At 57.7% G+C, this 8,881-nt stretch carries 8 protein-coding genes; 5 read left to right on the forward strand and 3 right to left on the reverse strand.

Features of this window, described 5'->3' with window-relative positions:
* From ACLQ7H_RS08320 to gsiD, 4 genes are all read left to right on the forward strand, one after another.
* On the forward strand, window positions 1-609 hold a 609-nt coding region (locus ACLQ7H_RS08320; protein ID WP_411752260.1), incomplete at its 5' end, for an ATP-binding cassette domain-containing protein.
* Window positions 610-634: 25 nt separating this feature from the next.
* The gene (gene gsiB, locus ACLQ7H_RS08325; protein WP_098927991.1) at window positions 635-2,170 is read left to right on the forward strand and encodes a glutathione ABC transporter substrate-binding protein GsiB; all 1,536 of its coding nucleotides are present in this window, start codon (window positions 635-637) and stop codon (window positions 2,168-2,170) included.
* Between the two features lie 161 nt (window positions 2,171-2,331).
* Window positions 2,332-3,252 carry a glutathione ABC transporter permease GsiC gene (gene gsiC, locus ACLQ7H_RS08330; RefSeq protein WP_065686892.1) on the forward strand — a complete coding sequence of 307 codons (921 nt, stop codon included), beginning with the start codon at window positions 2,332-2,334 and terminating at the stop codon, window positions 3,250-3,252.
* A gap of 12 nt (window positions 3,253-3,264) precedes the next feature.
* A complete protein-coding gene (gene gsiD, locus ACLQ7H_RS08335) occupies window positions 3,265-4,170 on the forward strand; it encodes a glutathione ABC transporter permease GsiD (RefSeq protein ID WP_221035517.1) in 906 nt (301 codons plus the stop codon).
* 181 nt (window positions 4,171-4,351) lie between these two features.
* Here gsiD and fghA read toward each other — a convergent pair whose 3' ends face one another.
* Genes fghA through ptrR form a run of 3 tightly spaced genes read right to left on the reverse strand, consistent with a single transcriptional unit; the run spans window position 4,352 to window position 7,276 of the window.
* Entirely contained in the window at window positions 4,352-5,194 is an 843-nt protein-coding gene (fghA, locus tag ACLQ7H_RS08340) for an S-formylglutathione hydrolase (RefSeq protein WP_411752261.1), read from the reverse strand.
* A gap of 15 nt (window positions 5,195-5,209) precedes the next feature.
* Window positions 5,210-6,334 (reverse strand): S-(hydroxymethyl)glutathione dehydrogenase/class III alcohol dehydrogenase, encoded by a 1,125-nt coding sequence (locus tag ACLQ7H_RS08345; protein ID WP_024485753.1) that lies wholly within the window; start codon window positions 6,332-6,334, stop codon window positions 5,210-5,212.
* Between the two features lie 39 nt (window positions 6,335-6,373).
* The gene (gene ptrR / locus ACLQ7H_RS08350) at window positions 6,374-7,276 is read right to left on the reverse strand and encodes a putrescine utilization regulator PtrR (protein WP_411752262.1); all 903 of its coding nucleotides are present in this window, start codon (window positions 7,274-7,276) and stop codon (window positions 6,374-6,376) included.
* 105 nt (window positions 7,277-7,381) lie between these two features.
* Here ptrR and ACLQ7H_RS08355 point away from each other — a divergent pair, with 105 nt between their 5' ends.
* Window positions 7,382-8,539: a YbfB/YjiJ family MFS transporter gene (locus ACLQ7H_RS08355; protein WP_411752263.1), complete on the forward strand. Its 1,158-nt coding sequence runs from the start codon at window positions 7,382-7,384 to the stop codon at window positions 8,537-8,539.
* The last annotated feature ends 342 nt before the right edge of the window (window positions 8,540-8,881 follow it).

The raw sequence follows: 8,881 nt of genomic DNA on the forward strand, positions 1-8,881 counted from the left end.
ACCGTTGGTTTCTCCATCATGGAGCCGTTGCTGGTGCACAATGTTGCTCGTGGGGCGGAGGCTGAAAAACGGGTCGCCTGGCTATTGGAGCGGGTAGGGCTGAAGCCGGAACATGCGCGGCGTTATCCGCATGAGTTCTCCGGTGGCCAACGCCAGCGTATCTGCATTGCCCGCGCGCTGGCACTCAATCCGAAAGTGGTGATCGCCGATGAGGCGGTCTCTGCGCTGGACGTGTCGATTCAGGCGCAAATTGTCAATCTGCTGCTCGATTTACAGCGTGAATTGGGCATCGCGTTTCTGTTTATTTCCCACGATATGGCAGTAGTGGAACGAGTCTGCCATCGCGTCGCGGTGATGTATCTGGGCCAGATTGTGGAGATCGGCCCACGCCGTGCGGTGTTTGAAAACCCGCAGCACGCCTATACCCGTAAGCTGATGGCCGCCGTGCCGGTGGCCGACCCAACCCATGCGCATAAACGCCAGCCGTTGCTGGTGGATGAAATACCCAGCCCGATCCGTGGGCTGGATGATGAACCCGTTACCGCACCTTTAGTGCAGGTAGGGCCAGGGCACTTTGTTGCCCGCCACCCTATTGCCGGTGCTTTTTAGCCTTGCCTCAGGAGAGTTAAGCAATATGACTAAGCACACATTCAAGCGTAATGTTTTGGCCGCCGTACTGCTGGCTGCCGCTGCTGGCCCGGCTTGGGCTGCCAAGGATGCGGTGATTGCCGTAGCGTCCAACTTCACCACGCTCGACCCGTACGATGCCAACGACACCTTGTCGCAGGCGGTCGCCAAATCCTTCTATCAGGGGTTGTTTGGCTTTGATAAGGATATGAAACTGGTGAACGTATTGGCGGACAGTTACGACGTCAGCAAAGACGGACTGACCTACACCATCAAGCTCCAGCCGGGGGTTAAATTCCACGACGGTAGCGCGTTCGACGCCGAGGCGGTCAAGGTTAACCTGGATCGTGCCAGTAATCCGGATAATCGCCTGAAACGTTACAACCTGTTCAAGATGATCGATAAAACTGAAGTGGTCGATCCCACCACGGTCAAGATCGTGCTGAAAGCGCCATTCTCGGCGTTTATTAACAACCTGGCGCACCCGGCGGCGGCGATGATTTCCCCGGCGGCGCTCAAGCAGTATGGCAAGGAGATTGGTTTCCATCCGGTGGGTACCGGCCCTTACCAGTTCGAAACCTGGAACCAGACCGACTATGTCAAAGTGAAGAAATTCGACGGCTACTGGAAAGCGGGCTTACCGAAGCTGGACAGTATCACCTGGCGGCCGGTAGTGGATAACAACACCCGTGCGGCGATGCTGCAAACCGGCGAAGCGACCTTTGCTTTCCCAATTCCTTATGAGCAAGCCAAGGTGCTGGAGAAAAACAGCAAGCTGGATCTGGTGGCCGCGCCGTCGATCCTGCAACGCTACATCAGCATGAACGTGACGCAGAAGCCGTTCGATAACCCGAAGGTGCGCCAGGCACTGAACTATGCGATCAACAAGGACGCGCTGATTAAGGTGGCGTTCTCCGGCTTTGCCGTGCCGGCGGAAGGTCCTGTGCCTCCGGCCATTGATTTTGCCACCCGCTACAACGCTTGGCCATACGATCCAGCCAAGGCGCGTGAGCTGCTGAAAGAAGCAGGCTATCCGAACGGGTTTACTACCACGCTGTGGTCTTCCCATAACCACAGCACCGCGCAGAAAGTGTTGCAGTTTGCTCAACAGCAGTTGGCGCAGGTCGGGGTCAAAGTGACCGTCACCGCGATGGATGCGGGCCAACGTGCGGCGCAGGTGGAAAGCGTGGGCGTGAAGGATACCGGCGTGCGTATGTTCTATACCGGCTGGTCTGCCTCGACCGGCGAAGCCGATTGGGCGCTGACGCCGCTGTTCGCCACTCAATCTGCACCGCCTAAGCAATTCAACACCGCGTTCTACAGCAATCCGCAGGTCGATAAGGATCTGGCCGACGCGTTGGCCACCACCGATCGTGCCCAGAAGCAGGCGCTGTACAAAGATGCACAAGACCGCATCTGGGCCGACGCACCATGGATTTTCCTGGTGACCGAGCGCCTGCTGTCTGCCAACAACAAACAGCTGAGCGGCTTCTACGTGATGCCGGACACCTCGTTCAACTTTGATAATGCGGATTTGAAATAAGCCCTCACCCCAACCCTCTCCCACAGGGAGAGGGTTGGGGTGTTGTGAGCAGTTACAGGCGTTAATTTATGGCAGTGTTCCGGTGGTGAGGTTAGCAACGGAACTTAATCAGTAGCACATTCTGTCCCCTCTTCCTGTGGGAGAGGGTTAGGGTGAGGGGAATGCTTAATTATTTTCTAAAACGCCTGCTGGGCCTGATCCCGACGCTGCTGATCGTGGCGGTGCTGGTGTTCTTGTTTGTCCATATGCTGCCGGGCGATCCGGCGCGGTTGGCCGCGGGGCCGGAGGCCGACGAAGCCGTCGTCCAGTTGGTGCGCCAGGATCTGGGGCTGGACAAGCCGTTGCCACAGCAGTTTGTGCATTTCTTTGTCAATATTTTGCAGGGCGATTTCGGCACGTCGATGGTGTCCAAACGCCCGGTCAGTGAAGAGATCGCCTCGCGCTTTATGCCAACCTTCTGGCTGACCATCGCCAGCATGGTATGGGCGGTGATTTTTGGCATGGCGATCGGCATGATTTCCGCCGTATGGCGCAACCGCTGGCCGGACCGGCTGGGGATGACGCTGGCCGTGTCGGGCATCTCTTTCCCGGCCTTTGCGTTGGGGATGCTGCTGATGCAGGTGTTCTCGGTCAATCTCGGTTGGTTGCCGACGGTCGGAGCGGACACCTGGCAGCATTACATCCTGCCTTCAATCACGCTTGGCGCTGCGGTAGCGGCGGTGATGGCACGCTTCACCCGCGCCTCGTTCGTTGAGGTGATGCAGGAAGATTACATGCGCACCGCCCGTGCCAAGGGCGTGCCGGAATCACTGGTGATCGTCAAACACGGGCTACGCAACGCGATGATCCCGGTGATCACCATGATGGGCCTACAGTTTGGTTTCCTGCTGGGTGGCTCAATCGTGGTCGAAAAGGTGTTTAACTGGCCGGGGTTGGGGCGCTTGCTGGTGGATTCGGTAGAAATGCGCGATTACCCGGTGATCCAGGCCGAAGTGCTGCTGTTCTCGCTGGAATTCATTCTGATTAATCTGTTGGTGGATATGCTGTATGCGGCAATCAACCCTTCGATTCGTTACCAATAGGCAGGCCGTATGATGAAGTATTGGCGGCGTAATGCCGCGCTCAAGGCAATGCCGGTGATTAATCCCAACGCAGTGCGTACGCCTTGGCATGAGTTCTGGCGGCGTTTTCGTCGCCAGCAGGTCGCGATGGTGGCCGGCGTGTTTGTGTTACTGCTGGTGGCCGCTGCGCTGCTGGCACCGTATCTGGTGCCTTATGATGCGGAAAACTTCTTTGATTACGATCGGCTCAATGAAGGGCCTTCGCTGGTGCACTGGCTCGGGGTGGATTCGCTGGGCCGGGATATTTTCAGCCGTATTCTGATGGGCGCGCGGATCTCTTTGGCCGCAGGGGTGTTCTCGGTACTGGTTGGCAGCGTGATAGGTACGGTGCTTGGGCTGTTGGCGGGCTATTACGAAGGCTGGTGGGATCGCATTGTCATGCGCATCAGCGACGTGCTGTTTGCCTTCCCCGGCATCCTGCTGGCGATTGGCGTGGTGGCGATCATGGGCAGCGGCATGGCCAACGTGATTGTCGCCGTGGCCATCTTCAGCATTCCGGCGTTTGCGCGCCTGGTGCGTGGTAATACTTTGGTGCTGAAACATCTGACCTACATTGAATCTGCGCGCAGCATCGGTGCTTCGGACTGGACCATCATCCTGCGGCATATCTTGCCGGGCACCATCTCGTCGATCGTGGTCTATTTCACCATGCGTATCGGTACTTCAATCATTACCGCTGCCAGCCTGTCGTTCTTGGGATTGGGGGCGCAGCCGCCAACGCCGGAATGGGGCGCGATGCTCAATGAAGCACGGGCGGATATGGTGATTGCCCCGCATGTGGCGATCTTCCCCAGCCTGGCAATCTTCTTCACCGTACTGGCGTTTAACCTGTTAGGTGATGGCCTACGTGATGCATTAGATCCGAAGCTGAAGGGGTAGCCCCTCACCCCAACCCTCTCCCACAGGGAAAGGGAACTGCCCGGAGCCTGTGGTGGGATCGTGCTGCTTCGATAAGTGTTTGTAAAGTAAAACGAAAGTCAGGGTATTACACAGAAAAAACAGCGAGCTCGATCGGTCCCCTCTCCCTTGAGGGAGAGGGTTAGGGTGAGGGGGGTATCGACTATTTAAACAGATGCTCGGCATGAAAACGCAGATGATCTTCGATAAAGGTAGCGATGGTGAAGTAACTGTGGTCGTAACCCGGCTGAATGCGCAGGGTTAACGGCCAGTCGCGCTGGCGTGCCAACTCCGCCAGCTTGGCCGGTTGCAGTTGATCCGCCAGAAACTGATCCCCATCTCCCTGATCGATCAGCATCGGCAGCTTCTCCGCCCCGCTGGCCAGCAAATGGCAACTGTCATAGTGCAGCCACTGCGTTTCATCATCCCCCAGATAGGCCGCAAAGGCTTTACGGCCCCAAGGCACCTGGCAAGGGTTGACGATCGGCGCAAAGGCTGACGCCGAGCGAAAACGTTGCGGGTTACGCATTGCCATCATTAACGCACCGTGGCCGCCCATCGAGTGGCCCGCAATGGATTGCCGATCGCTGACGCTGAAATGCTGCCTAATCAGCGCTGGCAGTTCATTGCTGATGTAGTCATACATGCGAAAGTGTTGATCCCAAGGAGCCTGAGTGGCATTGAGATAGAACCCCGCCCCCTGGCCCAGATCGTAACCTTCGTCATTCGGCACCTCATCGCCGCGCGGGCTGGTATCTGCCATCACCAGCACCAGCCCTAATTCTGCGGCAACGCGTTGGGCACCGGCCTTCAACGTGAAGTTTTCATCATTGCAGGTCAGCCCCGACAGCCAATACAGCACCGGCGGCGGGTTATCGTCGCGCGGTGGTGGCAGATAGATACTGAACGTCATGTTGCAATTCAGGCTCTGCGCCGCGTGACGGTAACGTTGTTGCCAACCACCGAACATGCGGTGCTCTTCGAGAAGTTCTAATGACATCGTCATCCTCTGCCTCCTGGCTTATTTATCGAAATGGATCACGGAACGGATCGATTTGCCTTCATGCATCAGATCGAACGCTTCGTTGATCTGCTCCAGCCCCATGGTGTGAGTGATAAAGTCGTTCAGTGCGAACTCGCCGTCGAGATAACGCTGCACGATCCCCGGCAGTTGGCTGCGGCCTTTCACGCCACCAAAGGCGGAACCACGCCAGACGCGGCCAGTCACCAGTTGGAACGGACGGGTGGCGATCTCTTCACCAGCACCGGCAACGCCGATAATGACCGACTCACCCCAGCCCTTGTGGCAGCACTCCAGCGCTGAACGCATCACGTTGACGTTGCCGATACATTCAAAGGAGAAGTCGACGCCGCCGTCGGTCAGCTCGACGATCACGTCCTGAATGGGTTTATCGTAATCTTTTGGATTGATTAGGTCGGTCGCGCCAAGCTTGCGAGCCAGTTCGAACTTGCTGGTGTTGAGATCGATGCCGATGATGCGGCTGGCACCGGCCATCTGAGCGCCGATAATCGCCGACAGCCCGATGCCGCCCAGGCCGAAGATAGCCACGGTATCGCCAGCCTTGACCTTGGCGGTGTTGATCACCGCACCCATGCCGGTGGTGACGCCACAGCCAAGCAGACAAACCTCTTCCAACGGCGCTTCTTTGCTGATTTTTGCCAGTGAGATTTCTGGCACTACGGTGCGTTCAGCAAAGGTGGAGGTGCCCATATAGTGGAAAATCGGTTTGCCGTCTTTAAAGAAGCGGGTGGTACCGTCCGGCATCAGGCCCTTGCCTTGGGTGGCGCGAATGGCCTGACACAGGTTGGTTTTGCCGGATTTACAGAATTTGCACTCGCCACATTCTGGGGTGTATAGCGGGATCACGTGGTCACCGACGGCAACGCTGGTCACGCCTTCGCCGATCGCTTCGACTATGCCACCGCCTTCGTGGCCCAGGATCGCCGGGAACACGCCTTCCGGATCTTTGCCTGACAGGGTATAGGCATCGGTATGGCAAACGCCGGTAGCGACGATGCGCACCAGCACTTCACCTTTCTGTGGCGGCATCAGATCGACTTCTTCAATCTTCAGCGGCTGGTTCGGGCCCCAGGCCACGGCAGCACGGGTTTTGATAAATTCCATGATTCTCTCCTCATTAAATTCTAGTGGTGCAGATTTTGGCTACTCTGTCAGGAGGATGGACTCGGCATCCACCTCCGAACTTTCAGCCTGTTCTATAATCAGTTGTTTTAACGCGCGGACGTTTGGCCCAAACGCATCACGCCGCCATAACAGCCAGGTGGCGGTTTCGGCAATGTCGGCAGGGAGTGAATGAACTTTGACCCGCTTGTAACCGGGCAGCAGGTTGAGCACCGAATACGGGATCATCGCCAGCCCGGCACCACTGGCCACGCAGGCCAGCATGGAGTGATAAGACTGGATCTCCATGGTGGTACCTGGCAATGAGCCGTCACGCTTGAACCAGGATTCCAGGCGCAGGCGATAAGAGCAACTGGCGCGGAAGGCAAACAGGGTTTCCCCTTTGACATCCTGGGCGCTATGGATGGGCGGATGGTCCAGGCAAGTGATCACCACCATACGTTCGGGGAAAGCAATGCAGCCGTTCAGTTCATCATGTTGCAACGGGCCATCCACCAGGGCAGCGGCCAAAGTTCCTGCACGTACACGTTCAATGATCTCGCCGGAGGTGCCGGTGGTCAGCGAAAGGGAAACCTGCGGGAATCGCTGATGATAGGCTGCCAGCAAGGTAGGTAGCCGGGTGGCGGCGGTGCTTTCCATTGAGCCAAGCGCAAAGTTGCCCGCCGGCTCCCCGGCATGGGTGATGCTCATGGCTTCTTCACTCAGCGCCAGAATGCGGTGGGCGTAGCAGAGAAAATTATGGCCCATCGGCGAGAGGCGCAGGCGCTGCTTTTCACGGATAAACAGATCGGTGCCCAGTTCCTGCTCGAGCTGACGCAGGCGCGTAGTCAAATTTGACGGCACGCGGTGCAATTGCTCGGCGGCACGGGCGACGGAGCCGGTTTCGGCCACGCAGCAGAACATGCGCAGTTGGGTGAGATCCATAACCTTCTCTTTTCGTGATGAACTTGATGAGTATTATTCAGTTTTTGTGAGTGTAATACTGCGGCATGCTAGCCGCAACTTTCTTTTAACAGGTTGGATACAGCGATGGCGCTAAAAATAGCCTTGAGTGGTTTTATTGCTTTGATCGTGGCGATGGGGATTGGGCGCTTTGCCTTCACCCCGCAAGTGCCGCTGATGATTGCTGAGCACCAGTTCACCCTGACCGGGGCCGGGCTGGTGGCGGCGGTCAACTACCTGGGCTACCTGTGCGGTGCCTATGATGCGATGCGTGCCAGCCGCCATGTGGAGCGCCGCCTGTGGCTTGGCGTGTGGGGAGCGGTAGCGCTGACGCTCCTCTCTGCCTTGGTGTCGGGGGAGTGGATGCACGGTGCGCTGCGCTTTGCGATTGGTTGGGCTAGCGGGTGGTCGATGGTGCTGGTGGCGGCCTGGACTAACGAGCGGTTGGCGCATTATGGCCGTCCCGCGTTGAGTGCTGCGGTCTTTGCCGGGCCTGGGGCCGGGATATTCATCAGCGGCATGCTGGCGGTGGCGATCAACAGCTGGGGCTTGAGCGCTTCGCAGGCCTGGCTGGTATATGGCGCATTGGCGTTGGTGTTAATTGCCGCGATCAGCATTAACCTGCCACGGGTAGGGGAGCTGCATCGTCCCGATGTGAAGCCTGAGCCGTTGGTGCTCACCCCGGCATTAAAGCGCCTGGTGTGGAGCTACAGCCTGGCGGGCTTTGGCTATATCCTGCCTGCGACCTTCCTGTCACAGATGGCGGCGGCCCGCTTCCCTGACAGCCTGTTCGCCCAGTTTGTCTGGCCGATTTTTGGCGGTGCAGCGGTGCTGGGGATTATCATCGGCATTGCAACCCGCCATCGGCTCACTACGCAGAGCCGTCTGGCAATCACTCTGTGGGTACAGGCGCTGGGCGTGCTTTGTGCCGAAGTGGTGCCGGGCGTTACCGGCCTGGCATTAGGGGCCATGCTGACCGGCGGTGGATTCCTCAGCGTGGTACAGCTATCTATCCAGCACGGCAGGGAATTGGCTCCGAATCACGCACGCTATATGGCCGGGCTGTTGACCACGGGGTATGCCATCGGCCAGTTGGTTGGCCCGATGCTCTCGGCGGTGTCAACGGCGCTGACGCATCGCCTGGAACCCGCGCTATATGTGGCGGTACTAGGGCTGTTGATCGCCGGCGTGCTGGTGATCAATACCCCGGCGCGGGCCACGGCCAGCAAGCCAACGTTATCTTGAGTAAAATACATACAAAAAATGTGGAATAGCCGCAGCCAGCCTGCTACGGGCTGGATGCGGATTTTTCATACCAGGATGAAACACAATCACTGGATAAACGTCTCACTCTCATCTAGAGTGGGGGAAAATATTGATCGGGTTCACGTTATCTATCCGCTGTCTTTCAAGCTGCAGTTAGCTCTCCCCCGTATTTGTAGGGGCGCTGTATACTGCGCCCTAACCAATCCGGGCGAGTAACCAACAGCAGATAACAACGCTACAATTTGAAAGACCACGGGGATATTGCCGGGGCCGCCTGCTGGAGACACATCGCCATGACATCGTTAAGTAATGAAGCTGCAC

The sequence above is a fragment of the Serratia sp. (in: enterobacteria) genome (genome assembly GCF_046715635.1).
Lineage (GTDB): Bacteria > Pseudomonadota > Gammaproteobacteria > Enterobacterales > Enterobacteriaceae > Chania.

Excerpts from the sequence above, each read along its gene's own strand:
- fghA (WP_411752261.1), bottom strand. The coding sequence starts at position 5,194 with ATGACGATGTCATTAGAACTTCTCGAAGAGCACCGCATGTTCGGTGGT.
- gsiB (WP_098927991.1), top strand. The coding sequence starts at position 635 with ATGACTAAGCACACATTCAAGCGTAATGTTTTGGCCGCCGTACTGCTG.
- gsiD (WP_221035517.1), top strand. The coding sequence starts at position 3,265 with ATGAAGTATTGGCGGCGTAATGCCGCGCTCAAGGCAATGCCGGTGATT.
- gsiC (WP_065686892.1), top strand. The coding sequence starts at position 2,332 with ATGCTTAATTATTTTCTAAAACGCCTGCTGGGCCTGATCCCGACGCTG.
- ptrR (WP_411752262.1), bottom strand. The coding sequence starts at position 7,276 with ATGGATCTCACCCAACTGCGCATGTTCTGCTGCGTGGCCGAAACCGGC.
- ACLQ7H_RS08355 (WP_411752263.1), top strand. The coding sequence starts at position 7,382 with ATGGCGCTAAAAATAGCCTTGAGTGGTTTTATTGCTTTGATCGTGGCG.
- ACLQ7H_RS08345 (WP_024485753.1), bottom strand. The coding sequence starts at position 6,334 with ATGGAATTTATCAAAACCCGTGCTGCCGTGGCCTGGGGCCCGAACCAG.